The 19,251-nt window shown below is 43.3% G+C and carries 22 protein-coding genes and 3 pseudogenes; 23 read left to right on the plus strand and 2 right to left on the minus strand.

Features of this window, described 5'->3' with window-relative positions; translation table 11 throughout:
* Nucleotides 1–163: 163 nt before the first annotated feature.
* The 6 genes and pseudogenes from AC1U9U_RS03135 to AC1U9U_RS03160 form a co-directional block, all read left to right on the plus strand.
* Nucleotides 164–595 (plus strand): annotated as a pseudogene (locus AC1U9U_RS03135) (ATP-binding protein); the annotation flags it as partial.
* A 533-nt stretch (nucleotides 596–1,128) separates the two neighbouring features.
* Nucleotides 1,129–2,268, plus strand: coding sequence for a hypothetical protein (locus AC1U9U_RS03140; RefSeq protein ID WP_479959094.1), 1,140 nt, complete (start codon nucleotides 1,129–1,131; stop codon nucleotides 2,266–2,268).
* A 95-nt stretch (nucleotides 2,269–2,363) separates the two neighbouring features.
* Nucleotides 2,364–2,507 (plus strand): annotated as a pseudogene (locus AC1U9U_RS03145) (chromosome segregation protein SMC); the annotation flags it as partial.
* 433 nt (nucleotides 2,508–2,940) lie between these two features.
* Nucleotides 2,941–3,639 (plus strand): hypothetical protein, encoded by a 699-nt coding sequence (locus tag AC1U9U_RS03150; protein ID WP_479959095.1) that lies wholly within the window; start codon nucleotides 2,941–2,943, stop codon nucleotides 3,637–3,639.
* A 155-nt stretch (nucleotides 3,640–3,794) separates the two neighbouring features.
* Nucleotides 3,795–3,908, plus strand: a pseudogene (locus AC1U9U_RS03155) (chromosome segregation protein SMC); the annotation flags it as partial.
* An 894-nt stretch (nucleotides 3,909–4,802) separates the two neighbouring features.
* Complete coding sequence (locus AC1U9U_RS03160) at nucleotides 4,803–5,288, plus strand: DUF4829 domain-containing protein (RefSeq protein ID WP_479959096.1); 486 nt, start codon at nucleotides 4,803–4,805, stop codon at nucleotides 5,286–5,288.
* Between the two features lie 53 nt (nucleotides 5,289–5,341).
* Here the strand turns inward: AC1U9U_RS03160 and AC1U9U_RS03165 are convergent, their stop codons facing one another.
* On the minus strand, nucleotides 5,342–5,764 hold the full coding sequence (locus AC1U9U_RS03165; protein WP_479959097.1) for a type II toxin-antitoxin system HicB family antitoxin: 423 nt from the start codon (nucleotides 5,762–5,764) through the stop codon (nucleotides 5,342–5,344).
* Between the two features lie 53 nt (nucleotides 5,765–5,817).
* On the minus strand, nucleotides 5,818–6,033 hold the full coding sequence (locus tag AC1U9U_RS03170; protein ID WP_479959098.1) for a type II toxin-antitoxin system HicA family toxin: 216 nt from the start codon (nucleotides 6,031–6,033) through the stop codon (nucleotides 5,818–5,820).
* Between the two features lie 552 nt (nucleotides 6,034–6,585).
* On the opposite strand from AC1U9U_RS03170, the gene AC1U9U_RS03175 reads away from it, so the two are divergent.
* From AC1U9U_RS03175 to ylqF, 17 genes are all read left to right on the plus strand, one after another.
* The gene (locus AC1U9U_RS03175; protein ID WP_479959099.1) at nucleotides 6,586–6,834 is read left to right on the plus strand and encodes a hypothetical protein; all 249 of its coding nucleotides are present in this window, start codon (nucleotides 6,586–6,588) and stop codon (nucleotides 6,832–6,834) included.
* Nucleotides 6,835–6,904: 70 nt separating this feature from the next.
* Nucleotides 6,905–7,312 carry a metal-dependent transcriptional regulator gene (locus AC1U9U_RS03180; protein WP_479959100.1) on the plus strand — a complete coding sequence of 136 codons (408 nt, stop codon included), beginning with the start codon at nucleotides 6,905–6,907 and terminating at the stop codon, nucleotides 7,310–7,312.
* Nucleotides 7,313–7,537: 225 nt separating this feature from the next.
* Nucleotides 7,538–8,479 (plus strand): signal recognition particle-docking protein FtsY, encoded by a 942-nt coding sequence (gene ftsY, locus AC1U9U_RS03185; protein ID WP_479959101.1) that lies wholly within the window; start codon nucleotides 7,538–7,540, stop codon nucleotides 8,477–8,479.
* Between the two features lie 7 nt (nucleotides 8,480–8,486).
* On the plus strand, nucleotides 8,487–9,263 hold the full coding sequence (locus AC1U9U_RS03190; protein ID WP_479959143.1) for an S-methyl-5'-thioinosine phosphorylase: 777 nt from the start codon (nucleotides 8,487–8,489) through the stop codon (nucleotides 9,261–9,263).
* A 15-nt stretch (nucleotides 9,264–9,278) separates the two neighbouring features.
* A complete protein-coding gene (mtnA, locus tag AC1U9U_RS03195) occupies nucleotides 9,279–10,316 on the plus strand; it encodes an S-methyl-5-thioribose-1-phosphate isomerase (protein WP_479959102.1) in 1,038 nt (345 codons plus the stop codon).
* Nucleotides 10,316–10,960 carry a class II aldolase/adducin family protein gene (locus AC1U9U_RS03200; protein ID WP_479959103.1) on the plus strand — a complete coding sequence of 215 codons (645 nt, stop codon included), beginning with the start codon at nucleotides 10,316–10,318 and terminating at the stop codon, nucleotides 10,958–10,960. Before mtnA ends, AC1U9U_RS03200 begins: the two co-directional genes overlap by 1 nt.
* Nucleotides 10,961–11,042: 82 nt before the next feature.
* Nucleotides 11,043–12,314 carry an amidohydrolase gene (locus tag AC1U9U_RS03205; protein WP_479959144.1) on the plus strand — a complete coding sequence of 424 codons (1,272 nt, stop codon included), beginning with the start codon at nucleotides 11,043–11,045 and terminating at the stop codon, nucleotides 12,312–12,314.
* Nucleotides 12,315–12,564: 250 nt separating this feature from the next.
* Nucleotides 12,565–12,933: a YlxM family DNA-binding protein gene (gene ylxM, locus AC1U9U_RS03210; RefSeq protein ID WP_479959104.1), complete on the plus strand. Its 369-nt coding sequence runs from the start codon at nucleotides 12,565–12,567 to the stop codon at nucleotides 12,931–12,933.
* A gap of 32 nt (nucleotides 12,934–12,965) precedes the next feature.
* The gene (ffh, locus tag AC1U9U_RS03215; RefSeq protein ID WP_479959105.1) at nucleotides 12,966–14,327 is read left to right on the plus strand and encodes a signal recognition particle protein; all 1,362 of its coding nucleotides are present in this window, start codon (nucleotides 12,966–12,968) and stop codon (nucleotides 14,325–14,327) included.
* Between the two features lie 55 nt (nucleotides 14,328–14,382).
* Nucleotides 14,383–14,649, plus strand: a complete 267-nt coding sequence (gene rpsP / locus AC1U9U_RS03220) for a 30S ribosomal protein S16 (RefSeq protein WP_479959106.1) — start codon at nucleotides 14,383–14,385, stop codon at nucleotides 14,647–14,649.
* A 22-nt stretch (nucleotides 14,650–14,671) separates the two neighbouring features.
* Nucleotides 14,672–14,902 carry a KH domain-containing protein gene (locus AC1U9U_RS03225; protein ID WP_479959107.1) on the plus strand — a complete coding sequence of 77 codons (231 nt, stop codon included), beginning with the start codon at nucleotides 14,672–14,674 and terminating at the stop codon, nucleotides 14,900–14,902.
* A gap of 253 nt (nucleotides 14,903–15,155) precedes the next feature.
* A complete protein-coding gene (gene rimM, locus AC1U9U_RS03230) occupies nucleotides 15,156–15,662 on the plus strand; it encodes a ribosome maturation factor RimM (protein WP_479959108.1) in 507 nt (168 codons plus the stop codon).
* On the plus strand, nucleotides 15,663–16,490 hold the full coding sequence (trmD, locus tag AC1U9U_RS03235) for a tRNA (guanosine(37)-N1)-methyltransferase TrmD (RefSeq protein ID WP_479959109.1): 828 nt from the start codon (nucleotides 15,663–15,665) through the stop codon (nucleotides 16,488–16,490).
* Nucleotides 16,491–16,508: 18 nt separating this feature from the next.
* Nucleotides 16,509–17,066: an RNA methyltransferase gene (locus AC1U9U_RS03240; protein WP_479959110.1), complete on the plus strand. Its 558-nt coding sequence runs from the start codon at nucleotides 16,509–16,511 to the stop codon at nucleotides 17,064–17,066.
* A 209-nt stretch (nucleotides 17,067–17,275) separates the two neighbouring features.
* Entirely contained in the window at nucleotides 17,276–17,617 is a 342-nt protein-coding gene (rplS, locus tag AC1U9U_RS03245; protein WP_479959111.1) for a 50S ribosomal protein L19, read from the plus strand.
* A gap of 129 nt (nucleotides 17,618–17,746) precedes the next feature.
* Entirely contained in the window at nucleotides 17,747–18,259 is a 513-nt protein-coding gene (lepB, locus tag AC1U9U_RS03250; protein WP_479959112.1) for a signal peptidase I, read from the plus strand.
* A gap of 30 nt (nucleotides 18,260–18,289) precedes the next feature.
* Complete coding sequence (ylqF, locus tag AC1U9U_RS03255) at nucleotides 18,290–19,126, plus strand: ribosome biogenesis GTPase YlqF (protein ID WP_479959113.1); 837 nt, start codon at nucleotides 18,290–18,292, stop codon at nucleotides 19,124–19,126.
* Nucleotides 19,127–19,251 lie beyond the last annotated feature (125 nt).

The following is a 19,251-nucleotide window of genomic DNA, read 5'->3' on the forward strand; positions in this document are numbered from 1 at the left end:
TAACCCCCTAAAATTTGAATTGAAACACTAAGATTTCAATTCAATTCTAATTGATTATGTAAAGTTATAATGTAAGAAAAACCTAATCTGAAAGACTTTTAGGGTTGAACTTTACATAACGAAATACTTTGCATAATTGCCTTTATGTAAAGCTTTCCATAAAGGCAAATCCTATCTAGCCTGTGCACTCGGCATGGAAGCCTGCAAACACTATTACACCACGAAGTATATACGGCTTCCCGAGTTACTGGCTGAGCTAGCGATTGCTAAAGGTGAGGGTGTGTTCAAAAAGGTAATTCATCAATATGCAAAATATCGGCTTCTCATCATTGACGAATGGCTACTTGTCAAATTGACCGAAAACGAAGCCAGGGACTTACTGGAGATCATCCATGCCCGTCATAAAAAAGCATCCACAATATTTTGTTCCCAGTTTGCACCGGTGGGATGGTTTAATAAGATTGAAGAAACCACTTTAGCGGACGCTATCCTTGACCGGATTGTTCATGATTCCTATACCATAGAGATTCAGTATGTGGATAAGGAACATGACAAATCCATGCGGGAAGTGTATGGAATCAAAAATGTGGAATAGCACAAACTTCTTTACCATGTGGCTGAAAATTATCCTACCGTACACAGCAAGGATCCTTCGGCAAGCTCCCTCCCTTGGCTGCGCCAAGTACGGGACTTTGCTACCAATTTGTTAGGGTAGGTTTTGGGGGATTTTTCTAGTGGTATTGAATGCTGGCTCAGTAAGCGGAAATAGCGGCTTTTGCAAACCGTAATATTCACAAGTCCTAAGGTTCTGTCCCGGAACCATTGAAACCATCTGTCCGGAATGGTTGGAACCAACCTTCCGGACAGGGTGGAACTTTAAGCCGTAATATTCAGTGTGGGAACTAAACTAGGCATACAGAGCAATAAAACCGGCGGTGTTCCTATTGATAGGCATCTTCATATCCAAGCCGAGTATGGAGAAAATTACTATATAGCACCTGGAGGGGACAGTATCCTTGAGTCTAGTTCTCCTAATTATCCAATGGTTTATCATATCTAATGTTATCAGGGTCTGACAAATCCAGCCCCTTTTTCAACTTATTTTTGACTAAATGGGAGTTAGTAAAAATGAAAAAAATGAGTTTAATTTTATGTATAGCTATTTTGTTCTTGATGTCTGGATGTACAAGTAAAAATTCACCAGAAGTAACTATTGATGAAATACTCAATAACGACGGATATTATATTTCAGAAGTCCAATGGCTGAATAATGAAGAGATACTATTAGGAACCGGAAGAGCCGAAACTAACAATGATGATGAAAACAGTATACCCACACATAAGCTGTATGCATTTGATGTAGCGACTAAGAGCGGAAATCTGTTATATGAGGGCTATGAAAATAATTATTACATGGACGGCAATACTCTGACACTTGTTGATGATAATAAAATGTATGTTTATAACGCCGAATACTGCTTGGAATTTAACGACCGAAAAATGGTAAGGAATTATAACTTAAAAGAAAAGTTTGGTAAAGTCTTCGGCGAAAACATGTATGAAGAGACAAGTCTTAATATAAATAAAGATGGTGTGGGTTCTCTGCTCTATAATGGGGATATTATAACTTTTTCATTAGATGACATAGAAAATTACGAAATTTTTATACCTCAGACTAGCGAGCTGGTTGATGCTGAGAAAGTTACGGAGCTGGTAAATGATGGCTTGCTGGATGATTATAAAGAAATCCCGAAGACTTATTATTACCTACCTTTATGGTCTCCTGACGGGAAATGGATTTTGTATAACGAAAGAGATATTTTGGAAGGGCATGACAGCACGGTTATTATGTATAACACAACTGATAACGAGAAGAAGACATTTGACTTCAAATATATGGATTATTACCTGTGGGCTGATACCTCGGATTATGTAGTTGCTTGCACTTGGCCAACTTATGCACAAAAACCGGAAATTAAAGTATATAATCTTAGCACCGATGAATGCAAATCTTTTGTATTAGACGAACCAATAGATAATATCAGCTTTCAAAGAATAAATGTTTTAGATGTAAAAGGCAGTAAAATCTTATTATCCTGTCTTGAAAAAGGAGAAAGTCCGCTCCTTATATTAGACTTTGTAACTGAAGAGAAAAAGTGGGTAACAGAAGCAGATTATGAAATCTTAAATGCAGTTATTTCTCCTAATAAAGATAAAATATTTTGCTATAGTAGAAATCATGGTGTAGAAATATTTGATATCGAGTAGCTTCCTCCGGAACCTTCCCCGGGGTCTGACCCCCTCATAATTAGGCACAGAATAGCAAGGGGAATGTTTGTGAGAAAGGATACAGGGGTGGAGATTATTGTATCCTTGATGAAATCGAGGTTTCCCTGGATGATGCCAATGTCAGCCGCTTTGCCCAATACATCCACCGCCTGTCAGACTCCACTCAGTTCCTGGTCATTTCTCATCGCAAAGGTACCATGGAAGCAGCCGATGTGCTGTAGTGCAATCAAAGGCTGGAATGTATCCGGGCCTGATGGTGGCTCTTGGGTCGAAACGGAAAAGATTCCGCCTGGTACCCTATATCAGAAATTTTCCATCTATATCAAATATTTGTTGCAAAAAGCGGCCTTGGTTGTCTTTATTTATGAAGAAAAATCGAAGGGGGGATAGGTAATATTTAATCAAAGTAGCACTACTTTAATCAAAATGAAGGAGGTGATTTTGATCAACTTATCCAGGATTTGAAAGACGGCTACGCCAAAATACTAAGCGATAACATCAAGTATGCCAATGACCCTAGAATTCAAGAGAGTGAATTTGAACGAAGTTCTTCTCCGGGAGATTATTACGTATCATACAGTAAAAGCAATGCGGTGTATTATGCCAGATTGTATTCAGATAATAATGGAAACAGTACGAGCAACTATAATAATGCGCAGTTCCTCCCTTATGATGGAAATAATTATCAGAATTTTGTTTCTCAATGCATATGGTAATGGTTTTGGCGAAAGATTTAAATGGAACAATGAATTTTTAAATGGAACAGTGGTGATCGGAATGAAAATTTCACAAAAAACTATCGTCAAGCTCCTTTTGCTGCTCACCATAGGTTTGGGAATCGCCTTGGCAATCCAGATTAGCGAAAAAAATGAACTGGCTTCCCAGCTGAGCCGGACGACCGCCGAATTGGGACAAAGAGATGAAGAGCTAAAAACAGCAAAAGAACAATATCAGGATGCACGGGGAAAGCTGTATCAAACGGCAACCGTATGTGATATCTATGACAGCTTTTTTGTGAACTTTGCCAAAAACTGGGGAATAGAACTCCCGCTGTATGAGTATGACCCAAAGGATCAGGAAATTGTGAACAAAGCCGAGGCTTATATCCAAACCCAGATAAACCCTGAACAGGAGTTGATTTTTAAAATAGGGCCCGTTACTCAGAAGGAAAACGGGGACTATATTGTAAAATTTATCACCTATAAAAAACTCGGATTGGATTTGAATTCAAGCAAAGGTAGTGCTAATCTGGATGAGAACTTAGCGAAGCTTACAGGGGGCGTTCCCCCTACGACGCTAAAAGGTTATAGTCTTAAATATAGTGATGGTCATTTTGAGTACTGGGGGTAGCATAAAAAAGTATCTTATGTGGTCTTAGCTGGTTTATCCTTAGATTAATGCTCTGGAGCTCCTTTCGGAACCTCCCCCGAGGTCTGCCCCCTCATAACACAGAATAGCAAGGGTAATGTTTGTGAAAAAGGATACAGGGGTGGTGATCATTGTCCAGCCCCTTCTGCATCCTTGATGAAATCGGGGCTTTCTTGGATGATGCCAATGTCAGCCGCTTTGCCCAATATATTCACCGCCTGTCTTTAATTGATACTTTTCTGCATATAAATTTTGATCATAGGGGGCTCTCCGTCCGGGACACTTCTCTCTGGGGCAAAGCTGACAATTCTCGTAACTTCCTTCCTTAGAAAAACGGAAACCGGATACTGTTTTAATAGGGTTCATGAGGAAGCTTTCTTTCAGTTCCACCCCGATTAAGCCTTTGGTATCGCCTAAAAGTTGGAATAAAGGTGCTTGTTCTTTGAGCGGCCAATCTTCAAGAGAACCGGGATTCATATTGACGGCATGGCCTAAATTATATTCTTCCGCAATTTTGGCAAAAAATCGCACCCGGGCGGAACGCATAACTGCTTCCATAATCCCATCGGCACAATAGGTTTCAAACATATGGTTAAAGGTTTTTGCCCATTCTTCAAGTTCTTCTCCACAAGTGATAACATAAGGGACTACTTTAAAGGGTTCTTCCAGGTTGACCCGTAATACTCTGCTGGTGAACTTAATTCCGTCCACGATGACAAAATCGTCTCCCTTGGATTCTATATAGGCTAATCGATAGGCAGCCTTGGGTTTGCCGATTGCCAGAGCTTGCTCAATCATGTTTTCTACATCCTCGACATAAGGTTTGTCCGGCTTGATATGTAAATGTGTAAAAAGCCAATCCCGATCGATAGTAAAAGGAATAGCCGTCATTACATTCGTATTCATTTAATGCCCTCCTCAATTTAAAATAATTACTTTGATTATGGCATAACAGGAATTTTCTCACAATGATAACTACTATGCCATTTTTTATGTCCAAAAGGGGAAGTATATACCCCCTGATGGTTTTTGTTCCTTAAATTCATGGTATAATCTGTAATAAGAATGTTCTTGGAATGGCCCACATCGGTTTTATGGGCTGATTTCCAAGTGCGATAATTTTAATGTAAGAAAGGAGGGTATTCATGCCTAATAACAAAAAGATAATAGTTGCTTTTTTAATCCTGATCTTGATGGGACTTGTCCCTTTTTTTATTTGGCAATCCGATCAGGCTCAAGTAGCCGATCCTCGCTTTCCTCAATATAGTAAAGGGGATTTAAGAGATGCAGAAAAGGTTATTCGGGATGCATTTTTTTGTGAAAATGAACATAATCTGGAGAAATTAAGAGAATTGTATTCTTCGAAATATGCTGACTCTGATTTCAGATTGTTTAATTTAGCCGGCATTAAATTATTGGAACTAGAATTATGTGATCAACAAAAAAACTATCCACTTAATCCCACATTAAATATAGAAAGAGAAAATATGATTCTGTATAGGGTTAGATACTATGTTGAATTCAAGGATCAGTCGATAGAACCCAGAGACAGTGGAGAATATGAAATAAACTATTTTTTAATCAGAGAAAATAATGAGGGAAATTGGAGAATAGAGGGTGCCGGAGTATAAAGTCAAAGAAAATACAGATACATTGGTGGCAAAAAAACAGCCACTAGGGCTGCTTAAGGTTGCATTTTAGATTCGTTAATGCCGAGAGCGTCTTTAATTGACGTTTGAAGAAGCTGCGAGAAATTTAGACCTGCTTCTTCCCCAGCATCCCGTAACCATTTAGGTAAAGTGCAATTCTTAGTTACGGATTTATTCTTAGCTTCATTGCGATAAGGAGGTAAATATACCTCTATAAAGACAATGCGATCACCAGCATCATACAAGGTAATATCTTCCGGAGCAGAAGGAATAGGGAGAGGCAGATCTTGTTCTTCTTTTTCTATGGCTAGATTGGCAAGCATTTCTTTAGCTCTTCGGATACCATCGGTTATATCAAGACTTAAGATGGCGGTGCCGGGGAAATCAGGAAAATACATGCCAAGGCCTTCATCGTCAGCTTTTTCGACAACAACGGGATAAATCAAATGATTAGCCAAAGTTATCAACTCCTTAGGAAATTTTATCTTTATTTAGTCGCTTACATCAGAGATTAGAATTTAACTCCTGATGAGCGTTCGATACTATTAAGTGTTCCTTTCGGGATGATCTGACCGCTATGATGGTAGCTTATATCTGCATATTTGGTCGGGTCATCTTTATGTATGTATCGTTGGTGACTTGTACCTTTGCCATGGTTCGGGGATTTGATAAAGCCTTCTTCTTTTAGTTTTTCAAGAACTTTTCTCACAGTAATTTGTTTCCCCAACCGAATGACCTCCTTTCTAACACTAGAATAATACGCGTTATATATGCGTGTCAATAGCAGCGTGAAAAATAATGCTTAGGGGTGTATTTAATGAAAAGCAATTCTATAGGATTGCTACATTTCAGAAATATTTTTGTATTTTACCTTATTGCCTTTCTTTTAGATATATTCCCCGACGTTTCCCCAATGATAATTGTAGCGATGATTTTAGCCCTACTTCAACTCGTTATTTATTTAATATATATGATTTTAACAAAGGGTAGAAAAACAAATATTTATATACCGATCGTTATGGCGGTTTGTTTAGGTGGCCATGGATTACTCGGAAGTGTCAAAGCTAATGAATTAATTACTCTACCCCTATACACCTTCACTTTAATAACGTGTACTATATTTTCAGTAATAATAATACGAGTTTTTGATCGATTATTTTCTAACAAGCAATAATTAACTTTAAGCTTTTTGCTAACCAATTTTATAGCTTAGTCTTAGGGGTCGTGCGAAAAGTCCAATCTTTTTTGATTAAGTAGAGAGGAGTAGAGGGGTAATATTATGGATAGTAATGAGTGCGGAAAGGAAAAGCATGAAAAAATATTTGTGAATGTAAATCGACAAAAGATGAATGTTTTTAGTACAATATTCAGCTTCTTTTTTGTTTGGAAAGTGTATTGGTGGGTGTTTAATTTAATCTCTCCACAGGACACCATTATTGATATATTTGCGATATTTGGTGTCATTATTATTGTAATTCCTGGCACTGTAATCCTGAGAGTAAAGCTGGTAGATTTTTTGAAAAAATAGAAAAAAGGTCATAATGCCAAACCTCCAGGACATATATTATTAGAAAGGTGATGTCCCGGAGGTGAGGAGGGTGCTTTCCCCGAGCCTGGAAGATTATTTGGAGGAAATCTATCGTTTTTCCTTGGAAAATAACGTGGTAAGAGTAACAGATATCAGCAAGAAACTGAGTGTATCTCTACCCTCAGTGTCCAAGGCACTGCAAAAGCTAAACAGCCAAGGCTATATCAATTATCAACGTTATGGCGAAATTGTCCTAACAGACCAGGGGCGCCAAAAAGGAAATTACTTAGTGGAGAGAAACAAGATGCTCCAGGAGTTTCTGGTATTGATTCAGAGTCAATGTGATATTCCTGCTGAGACAGAAGCCATAGAGCACTATATATCAGATTCTACGATACAGTCCTTACACCGGCTGGTTACTTTTTTTAAGCAAAATCCAACCTGTTATGAAGCTTTCGTCCGCTTTGAGTATGATTAATGTCTCCCTACCGTTATTGCCTTCATAGTATGCTTTATTGTAGCCCAAGTCGTATATGGGCTAGGATTAGTATAAAGCAAGACAAAAACCATAACAGCAGCAAGGAAGGTATCATTCCAGATAATATAATGATACCTTCCTTGAATTCGTGGATTCAGTTTGAGAGCCTGACTATATTGTGATACAATAGCGTCAAAGGTGTGCCTACATAAGGAGGAAGTCCAGTTGGCTGGTTTTTTTGCTAAGTTAAAGGAAGGGTTGACTAAAACCCGTGATCAATTTGTTACTAAGGTTGAAGAGATTTTAACGGGAAGACGTAAAATTGACGAAGAGCTATATGAAGAACTTGAGGAGGTTTTGATTCGTTCCGATGTAGGGGTCAATACTTCTCTGGAGTTGGTTGAAGGATTACGCAAAGAAGTTAAGAAAAGAAAACTGCAGGAAGCAGTAGAGCTCAAGGTCGTTCTCAAGGAACTTATCGCAGAATTACTGGGAAACGAAGAACCTATGAACTTTGCCCAACAGGGGCCCAGTATCGTCTTAGTGGTGGGGGTTAACGGTGTAGGAAAAACTACAACCATCGGTAAATTAGCACACTATTACCAGCATGATGGTAAGAAGGTGATTCTGGCGGCCGGGGATACTTTTCGGGCTGCTGCTATCGACCAACTGGAGGTTTGGGGCCGGCGAGCCGGGGTGGAAGTAATTAAGCAAAGAGAAGGTGCAGATCCTGCAGCCGTAGCTTACGATGCCCTCCAGGCTGCTAAATCCCGCAATGCCGATCTGGTCATAATGGATACGGCCGGTCGACTCCACAATAAAGTTAATTTGATGGAAGAGCTGCGTAAGGTCAAACGGGTGATCGAACGTGAAGTCCCCGGTGCTCCGCACGAAGTTCTTCTTGTCTTGGATGCCACAACCGGCCAGAACGCTCTCCAACAAGCTAAGCTTTTTCAAGAAGTGGCGGGCGTTACAGGCATTGTTCTCACGAAACTTGATGGAACTGCCAAGGGAGGAGTGGTTTTAGGAATTCAAGGAGAGATCAAAATTCCGGTAAAATGGATTGGTGTAGGGGAAGGAATGGAGGATTTACGTCCTTTTAACCCTCAAGACTTTGCCGAGGCCCTTTTTGCCCTTTCGGAAGAAGGAGAGGAAAAATCTGAATAGCTATGCCCTGATCGGAGGAACAGGATTAGAAAATATTACCTTGCTGGATGTTCACTCGGAAATCATTGACACACCTTATGGAATCGTTACGGTGGATATTGGCAGTTTTGAAGAGCGGGACCTGTCGGTTGTTTTCATGAGTCGTCATGGCAAAGGGCATACTGTTCCGCCCCATTTAGTTAATTATCGAGCCAATATTTGGGCTCTAAAGGAATTAGGTGTACGTAAAATCATGGCAACCGCAGCCGTAGGATCGCTTTCCTCGCGGTTGAAGCTTGGAGACCTGGTGCTCTTTGATCAATTCTTGGATTTTACCAAAAGTCGTCCCCAGACCTTTTACGAGGGCGGTGGAAGTGGGGTACTCCATGTGGATATGACAGAGCCCTATTGTAAGTCGGTCCGGCGTGTAATCGGCAAAGCCGGAGAATCCCTTGGTGTTGCCTTAAAGGACAGTGCTACATATGTATGTACAGAGGGGCCGCGTTTTGAGACCCCCGCAGAAATTAAAATGTACCAGATTCTCGGTGGAGAATGTGTAGGAATGACCAGTGTTCCCGAGGTTGTTTTAGCTAAGGAATTAGGGATGTGTTACGCTTCCATTGGCATGGTTACCAATGAGGCTGCAGGGATCGCTGATCATCCGTTGACCCATGGAGAGGTTATCGAAAGTATGCAAACTATGGGTAGAACAGTGGCCCGGTTAATTCAAGAAACGTTTAGGATTCTACGCCCCGAACAGGATTGTCGGTGTCAGTTAGGTAATGCTGAGGTCGGTAAGTTTTAGAAAGGCGGTACCAATGTGAAAGCATTAGAATGGATGGGGGATTCCCTAAAAATATTGGATCAAACCCGTTTGCCTGCTGAGGTAAGCTACCGAATCGCTACTAATTACGAGGAAGTGGCTGAAGCTATTGAGAAGATGGAGGTTCGAGGGGCTCCGGCTATCGGTGCGGCGGCGGCCTATGGATACGCTTTAGGGGCGATGCAATACACGGGTGAGCTGGAAGGTTTGCATAGTCACATGGAAAGTGTTAAGAATCGTTTGGCTGGGACCAGACCGACAGCTGTTAACCTTTTTTGGGCATTGCGCCGCATGGAAGACCGTTTGCGGGACCAACACGAAGTGCAAGACCTGTCGGAAGTCCGTCAAGCACTGGTAAAAGAGGCTGAAAGCATTGCGGAAGATGATCGGCGTGTGAATCGTTTAATCGGTGAACAGGGTAACGCTGTGGTTCCTGAACAGGCTAATATCCTCACTCATTGCAATGCGGGTGCTTTGGCTACTGTAGAGTATGGAACAGCTCTCGGGGTGGTTAGAGCTGCGCATCAAATCGGGAAGAAGGTTCATGTTTACGCAGGGGAGACTCGTCCTTTTTTACAAGGTGCACGTTTAACTGCCTTTGAATTAATGAATGATAAAATACCTGTAACTTTAATTGCCGATAATATGGCCGGTTTTTTGATGCAGCAGGGGAAGATCGATTTAGTTATCGTGGGAGCGGACCGCATCGCCGCCAATGGAGATACGGCCAATAAAATTGGCACTTATTCCTTGGCGGTACTGGCCCAAGCTCATGGGATTCCCTTTTATGTCGCTGCCCCGACTTCCACTATTGATTTGAAAGTGCCCGGTGGACAAGATATCCCCATTGAGGAAAGGAATCCTAAAGAAGTGAGAGAGGTTTTTGGGGTTCAAATCGCTCCTGCGGCAGTACCTGTCTATAATCCGGCCTTTGACGTGACCCCGTCCAAACTAATTACTGGGATTATTACGGAAAAAGGCATCGTAACCTCTCCTTACTCCGTGAATCTTTTGAAAATGATGGTGCGTTCCTGATGCTCAAAAAGGAGATCCTTGAAGTTGGCAGGAGAATTGCTCAGAGCGGGATGGTGGCCGGCACTTGGGGCAACATCTCCGCTTGGGATGCAACTCGCAATGGTTATTGGATTACACCCAGTGGAATGGACTATTTTTCTTTACAAGAAGAGGATTTAGTTTTGCTGGGCATAGATAACAATGCTTTAGAAGGAAGGCGTAAACCTTCTTCGGAGTTGCTCTTGCACGCCGAGATCTATAAACAGCGGCCGGATGTTAAAGGAATTGTTCATACCCATTCGGTTTTTGCTACGGCTCATGCCGTATCCCGAGTTCCCTTGCCGGGAATTGTTGAGGATTTAGTGATGATCGTGGGCGGGCAAGTAGATGTTGCCGAGTATCGTTTGCCAGGCACTCTTGAGCTGGCTTTGGAAGCGGCGGCGACCTTGCAAACCAAAAATGCCGTACTGCTTGCCAACCATGGTTTGGTCGGGGTAGGAGTTTCGCTCGCCGAGGCGTTTAAAGTGTGCCAAGTAGTAGAAAAAAGTGCACAGATTCATATTATGTCCCGTCTTTTGGGCTCTCCTGTCTTATTAAGCCAAGAAGACGTGGCGATGATGCGTGATACCTATCTCCATAGTTATGGGCAAAAAAGTAAAAGCTAAGACCTCCAATATTTGGGGGTCTATATGCTTTAAAAAGACAAAGGAGTTGATGACGGTGGCTAAAAAAACACTTATTCGTGCTATGGTTTTACCTATGACCGGACCGGAGGATTTTTACCCGGAAGGGGAAATCGCTATTGAGAATGATCGCCTTCTTTTCGTTGGGGAGAAGGGCGCGGCACCGGAAAGTTTTGTTCCGGACCGGATTATCGACTTGCCTGAAGATGTGGTTATGCCGGGATTAATTAATACCCATACTCATGCCGCAATGACCATGCTGAGAGGCTATGCCGATGATCTACCCTTAATGCCTTGGCTCCAGACGAAGGTTTGGCCTTTTGAGGATAAGATGACTGATGAGGATATTTACTGGGCGACTTTACTGGCTTTAGGGGAAATGATTAAGTCCGGGACTACTACTATGCTGGATATGTATGCTTCAATGAACTATGTAGCGGAAGCAGTTTTAGCGGCCGGAACTCGCGGAGTACTGGCTCGCGGCTTGATCGGTAATGCTCCCAATGGTGAGAAGGCTTTGGCGGAGAATATCGAGCTGATCAATAAATACCACGGAGCCGGTAATGGACGGCTGCAGGTGATGTTTGGCCCCCACGCTCCTTTTACCTGTTCAGGCGAGTATCTCCAACGGGTCAAGAGGGAAGCGGACCGTCTTGGGGTGGGTATTCACATCCATGTGGCGGAAACGGAAGATGAGATAAAGATAATTCACGAGCAATATGGCAAGACCCCGGTGGAATGGTTGGATGAATTAGGGCTATTCGGCGGGCAGGTAGTGGCTGCTCATTGTGTTCATCTCACGGAAAATGACCGGAAGATACTTGCGGAAAGAAAAGTCTCCGTAGCTCATAATCCCGAGAGTAATATGAAATTAAACAGTGGCACGGCTCCTATTCCGGAGCTCCGCGCTCTAGGGGTAACTGTCGGATTGGGTACCGATGGGGCTTCCAGCAATAATAACCTGGATATGTTCGGAGAAATGCGCTCGGCGGCTTTCCAGCAAAAGTTGGTAAAAGGCTCCACAGCCTTACCGGCTTATGAAGTTCTGCAGATGGCCACCGTTGATGGCGCGAAAGTCTTAGGACTTCAGGATGTAGGAATGCTTGTTCCTGGTTATAAAGCGGATCTAATTACGATTGATTTTGATCAGCCTCATTTTTACCCTAGATTCTCCGTTCCTGCACACTTGGTTTACGTTGCCCATGCCGGTGATGTGCGAACAGTCATGGTGGATGGGGAAATATTGATGGAAGAGCGCCAATTAAAAACTATCGACATCAAAAAGGTCTGCCAAGAGGTGGAAAAACGGGCAAAGAGAATCGCTGCAGAGTCCTAGGTTTGTTCCAATTACTAAAAATTAATTTCCTACATTAATATATATTTGTAATATTCTTGAAAACGGAAACATCAGGTCAAAAAAACTTACAAATCCTAGATCAAGGTGAATTTTTACTTCATGATTAATCGAAGCAAACACTAAAAATAAAAGCAATTTGCGGATGGAAAGCAAAATTACTTGACAAATAGGATGGTTTAAACTAAAATAGCCGAGTAAAGTAAAAATCCTTTACGGGAGGGTTTTTGCCTTGGAACGATTTGCAAGAATGGCTTTATTGGCGGATTTTTATGGGCCTCTGTTAACTCCAAAGCAAGGGAGAATCTGGGATTTTCATTATGAACAGGATTTATCGTTAGTGGAAATTGCTGAATTAGAGAACACCAGCCGCCAAGCAGTTTATGATTTATTAAAAAGAACGGAAAAGATCTTAAAAGGTTACGAGGCTAAGTTAGGGCTGGTGGAGCGTTTTATTCATGAACACCACAAATTAGCCGAGGTTAATCAGCTTATACGGGAATTTTCGCAAAAAGATTTTTCTAATAGCCAAGCCTGGGAACGACATCAATCCATTAGACAAAAGGTTGATGAGATATGTCGGGATATTGAAAATTCCTAGTCTTGGATCGAGCCGGGAAAGTGAGGGCTGGTATGTTTCAAGGTCTAAGTGAGAAATTACAAGAAACCTTTAAACGGTTAAAAGGTAAGGGCAAACTCACAGAAGCGGATGTCAATGAAGCGATGCGTGAAGTGCGTATGGCTCTTCTCGAAGCCGATGTGAACTTCAAAGTTGTAAAAGAGTTTGTCGCTAAAGTCAAGGAACGGTCGATCGGCCAAGAGGTCCTGGAATCCCTTTCTCCCGGTCAACAGGTAATCAAAATCGTTAATGAGGAAATGATCGCCTTAATGGGCGGCGTTTCCAGCAAGATAAATATTTCCTCAAAGCCGCCTACTGTAATTATGCTGGCAGGTTTACAGGGTGCCGGTAAAACAACCCATGGTGCGAAGTTGGCTAATATGTTGAAGAAGCAAGGGAAGCATCCCTTGCTGGTAGCCTGTGATATTTATCGTCCGGCCGCCATCAAACAGCTTCAGGTTCTAGGGGAGCAAATTAATGTTCCTGTGTTTTCCATGGGACAGGAGAATCCCGTCGAGATCGCTGCCACCAGTATTCGGCAGGCTAACAGTCAGGGTTTGGATGTAGTTATCATTGATACGGCGGGACGTCTCCATATCAACGAAGAGCTCATGGGGGAACTTCGGGAGATTAAGTCTGCGGTCAAACCCCACGAAATTCTGCTCGTGGTAGATGCCATGACCGGACAAGACGCAGTGAATGTAGCCGAGAGCTTCCATAACGAACTCGGGGTGGATGGGATTATCCTCACCAAACTTGATGGCGATACCCGGGGGGGCGCTGCCCTCTCTGTAAAAGCGGTAACCGGTTGCCCGATTAAGTTTGCCGGTATCGGTGAGAAAATGGATGCCATTGAGCCCTTCTATCCTGAGCGCATGGCTTCGCGGATTTTGGGAATGGGGGATGTCCTTACCCTCATTGAAAAAGCCCAGGAAGCCTTCGATGAAAAGCAAGCCCGGGAGATGGAGCAAAAACTGCGCAAACAAGAGTTCACCCTTGAGGACTTCTTGGATCAAATGCAGCAACTAAAAAAAATGGGGCCTTTAAATTCCCTTCTGGAAATGATTCCGGGTGTCGGGAAGCAAATGAAGGATATCCAGATTAATGATAAAGATATGGCTCATGTGGAAGCGATTATTCACTCCATGACCCCGGAAGAGCGTCGAAAGCCTGCTCTGATTAAAGATTCTCGCAAGCGCCGCATCGCTAAGGGAAGCGGTACCAGTGTACAGGAAGTCGGCCGTCTTCTAAAGCAGTTTGAACAAATGCAAAAAATGATGAAGCAGTTTGCCGGTGCCCCGGGAATGGGCATGATGGGTAAAGGTAAAAAGGGCAAAAAAGGAAAGAAGTTAGGCTTACCTTTTCCTTTTAAATAAGCTATTAGATACTTAATCCGATGGATATAAGTATCCTAATGAGGAGGTGAAAAACATGGCAACAAAAATTCGTCTACGCCGCATGGGTGCCAAGAAGAATCCCTTCTATCGTTTGATCGTTGCGGATTCTGATTCCCCAAGGGATGGTCGTTTCATCGAAGAAATCGGTATTTATGATCCGACCAAACAACCGGAAGTTCTGAATATCGACGAAGAAAAAGTAATGAAATGGTTAGCAAGCGGTGCTCAACCTTCAGATACAGCGAAGTCTTTGCTTCGTAAAGCTGGGGTTCTGGCTAAGTACCATGAGTCCAAGAAGTAATTGGATTATTGGGGGTGTTCCTGTGAAGGAACTCGTTGAAATCCTTGCGAAGGCTTTAGTTGACAATCCTAATGAAGTGATTGTTGCCCAATCTGAGACGGAGAAATCCGTCCACCTGCAGCTTACCGTTGCTCCGGAGGATATGGGTAAAGTCATTGGCAAACAGGGCAGGATCGCTAATGCCATTCGCACAATAGTAAAAGCTGCCGCCGTCAAAGATGGCCGCAGAGTTCATGTTGACATTGATCAATGATGTTGAGAAGGGCCTTGAGCCCTTTTTGGCTATTCTGAAAAAGATCCTTCGCTTATGCTCAGGATGACACCCGCACTTATCATAACGACAGCCGCACTTGTCATAACGACAGCCGCACTTGTCGGGATGACAGCCGCACTTGTCAGTATGACACCTGCACTTGTCATACTGAACGCAGTGAAGTATCTTGATCCAGCAGCACCTTTTTATTTTTTGGGGTTTTATCAGGAAGTTTAGATGAAGGTGAAAATTCATGGAGCAGGTTTTAATCGGTGAAGTCATAAAAGCTCATGGAGTCCAAGGGGAAATCAAGGTAAAGCCCATAACGGCTAATCCAAAGCGCTTTAAGAAGCTTAAGGAGATCATTCTTGAAAATGATCGGGAGCAACGCACGTTGAAGGTATTGAATGCCAAGGTTCAACAATCAGAGGTTTACTTGGCTTTAGAAGGGGTAAATACTAGAGACGAGGCGGAAAAATTGAGGGGATGGGCTATCAAAATTGATCGTTCCGAGGTCCCTCCCCTTAAAGAAGGCTGGTATTACTTCGAACTTGAGGGTATGCAAGTATATGAAGGGGATGACTTACTGGGAACCCTAACCCAAGTACTTCAGACCGGGGCCAACGATGTCTATCTGGTCAAGGGAGCTAAAGGGGAAATTTGCGTACCGGCTTTAAAAAGCGTAGTTAAACAGGTAGATGTTCACGGCAATCGAATGGTTGTGGAGCTGCCGCCCGGACTTATTGATGGTGATGAATAGATGATGAGATTTACCGTTTTAACTCTTTTTCCGGAGATGTTTGCACCGGTTCGTGAGAGCATTTTGAGACGTGCTCAGGCGGCCAAACTAATTGAAGTCCAATTAGTTAATTTTCGTGACTATGCTTTAAGCAAACATAAGAATGTAGATGACGTTCCTTATGGAGGTGGGGCGGGAATGGTTTTAAAACCGGAGCCGATCTACGCCGCTGTAAGGGATTTGCCTATTCCCCAGGGAGAAAGGCGCATTGTTTTACTCTCCCCTCAGGGGAAAGTCTTTAGCCAGCAGAAGGCCGAACAATGGAGCAAATTAGATGAATTGGTCTTTATCTGTGGCCATTATGAGGGATTTGATGAACGCATTCGCAACCTAGCCCATGAAGAAGCTTCCTTGGGGGATTTTGTGCTTACGGGTGGGGAGTTGGCAGCGATGGTGATGATGGATGCCGTAGCCCGGCTATTGCCCGGGGTACTCGGAGAACAGGCATCCTATGAAGAAGATTCTCATAGCAAGGGGCTTTTAGAATATCCCCATTATACGCGCCCTCCTGTTTTTGAAGGGATGGAGGTACCGGATATCCTTTTCTCCGGTCATCATCGTAATATTGAAATCTGGCGGCGCAAGGAGTCCTTAAGACGTACTTTCTTAAAGCGTCCGGACCTGTTCAAGGAGGTAGAATTTCAAGCCGGTGATTATCCCTTGTTGGAAGAACTAAGTCAGGAATATCCGGAGCTTGCCGCGGAGCGTTCGCGTTGGGAACACCTTAAACCTCTGCCGAAAAGGCGTAAGAAAAAGCCACAAGTCGGTAAAGCTTACGAAAATAAATAAGGAAATGGAGAACCATACATGGGCGACCTGTATATCGCGTTAATCCATGCCCCTGTCTATAATAAAAACATGGAGGTTATCGCTACTTCCATTACAAACTTAGATATTCACGATATTGCCCGCAGCGCGACAACCTATGGGGTTAAGCGTTATTATATAGTTCATCCTGCTCAGGCTCAAAGGGACCTGGCTCAGAGGATCATGGGCTACTGGCAGGAAGGTTTTGGTGCCGAATATAATCCTAATCGCCAGGAAGCCTTTGCCCGCGTCAGATTAGCCCAAGAGCTTGCTGAAGTAGAAGAGGAGATATTCCGGGAACAGGGTAAAAGGCCTCTCAAGATTGCCACTGATGCCCGCAGATATCCGAATACGATGGATTATGCATCTGTTCGGGCTAAAATCGAGAATCAGGAAGATCCCATGCTGCTTTTATTTGGTACGGGCTGGGGGTTGCTCAAGGATGTGATGGAAAGTTGTGACATCATTCTGGAGCCGATTTATGGCCCCGGTGAATGGAACCACCTTTCTGTACGTTCGGCTGCGGCGATTATCTTAGATCGTTTACGAGGACATTGATTTAACTAATGTTACTTGCATAATTCTGGTTTTCAGAAAAATTGTTAGTCTTAGGCCGTATAAATTTTTAAAGAATTTAAAGTTGCACAGAGATTTTTATTATGATACAATACTACGGTAAAACGGATGGTCCGCTCACTGTAAAAGGCTCATCGCAGCGGTGTCGGCTCAGTGTATGAACATCTAAGCAAGGAAGGGGGGAATCAATAATGGATTTTATTCGCATGATTGAAGAAGAGCAAATGAAAAAAGATCTTCCTGCCTTCCGTCCTGGAGATACTGTACGCGTTCATGTACGGGTTGTCGAGGGTTCTCGGGAACGTATTCAGGCCTTTGAAGGAGTCGTTATCAAAATGAAAGGCGGCGGTCTTCGCCGGACTTTCACAGTGCGTCGGGTAACCTATGGTGTAGGAGTTGAGCGGACATTCCCGCTGCATTCTCCACGTGTTGACCGTATTGAGGTTGTACGCCGTGGTGCTGTACGTCGTGCTAAATTATATTACCTACGTGAACTTTCAGGAAAAGCAGCGCGGATTCGCGACCGCCGCTAGCAATAAGATGGGCCGGAGCAATCCGGCCCTTTTATTTTGTGTCTTAAGTGCACCGGATGCAAAAACACTGTATGCTCCTAAAAAATTCTGCTCATACTAGAGAAGAGTTTGAAACGGGAGGAAAATTCAGTGAAACATAAGACACGATTTGGTTGGGTAATCTGGATTCTTGGCGCAGTTATAGTTTGTGGGGCTCTTTTGCGTTTATTTGTTATTCAGCCTTATGCAATTTCTTCGAATTCAATGGAGCCCACCTTGGTCCCCGGTGACAGGATTCTGGTGAATCGCTATGCTTATCAATCAGGTAGTCCAGCGCGTGGAGATGTTGTAGTCTTTGCCTATCCTAAAGATACCAGCCGTACTTTCATCAAAAGAGTAATAGCTGTCGAAGGAGAGACGGTTGAGCTTAAAGGCAATCAGGTGTATGTCAATGGGTCTCTCGTCCGGGAGCCTTACCTGAAGCAAGGTGATTATTCACCTTTCGAGCCGGAAACGGTGCCCGCTGAGAATATTTTTGTTTTAGGGGATAATCGGAGAGAGAGCGGTGACTCCCGGGAATGGGGGGTTTTACCGAAAAGTTATATCATCGGTAAAGCATGGTTGGTTTATAGTCCGCTCCAAAGAATCAAAACACTTCGGTAGTGGATAGAGATGGTTTAAGAAGGTGTTTCCTTGAGTATTCAATGGTTTCCTGGCCACATGGCCAAAGCAAAACGACTTTTATTGGAGCAGCTGCGTTGGGTAGATGTGGTCATCGAATTAGGCGACGCCCGTTTACCTGAAAGCAGTAGAAACCCTCTGCTGCAAGAAATGTTGGAGAATAAACCGAAAATTGTGATCTTAAATAAGGCTGATTTGGCCGACCCGTATTGGACGGAACAATGGCTGAAAGAACTTCATAAATCCAGCCCGGTATTAGCTGTGAGTGCAGCCAGTGGTGCCGGAGTCGGTAAAATCGTCCCTGAAGTGGAACGCTTGATGGCGGATAAGATAAAAAAATGGACGGACAAAGGTCTCAGGGCTCGCAGCATTCGCGTTATGATTGTGGGAATACCCAATAGTGGGAAGTCTTCTCTGGTGAATAATTTGATTGGAAGTACAAAAGCTAAGACAGGGAATAAACCCGGGGTAACCAGAGGAAATCAATGGATTCGCATCCACGATAAGGTGGAACTATTAGATACACCGGGTTTATTATGGCCCAAATTCGAAGACCCGGAAGTAGGGAAGAAGTTAGGAGCAGTAGGTGCCATCCGGGATGAAGTCCTTAATCTGGAAGAGTTGTCCCTTTGGGTGCTGGAATGGTTAAAGGAATACTACCCTGAGTCGCTAAAGCGTTATACAGAGGATATTCAAGCTTTGGACTTGGAAGGAATAGGACGTAAAAGAGGTTGCTTAGTCAAAGGCGGTGCAATCGACACCTTAAAGGCAGCTCAGATCTTTTTAAGGGAATTCCGCTCCGGCTCATTGGGGAAATTCACCATTGACCGCTTACATACGCGATTTTAACCGGAAGTCATAGGGATAGCCGACGACTTTGCTTACTGCGATACTTGGACAAGTAGGCAGCAAGTGTGCAGCCTTGGCTTTCATGGGGAAGCCGGGCTTTTAAAACTTAAGAGAAGAGCGAGAAA

It is taken from the genome of Desulfitobacterium sp. (assembly GCF_982384815.1).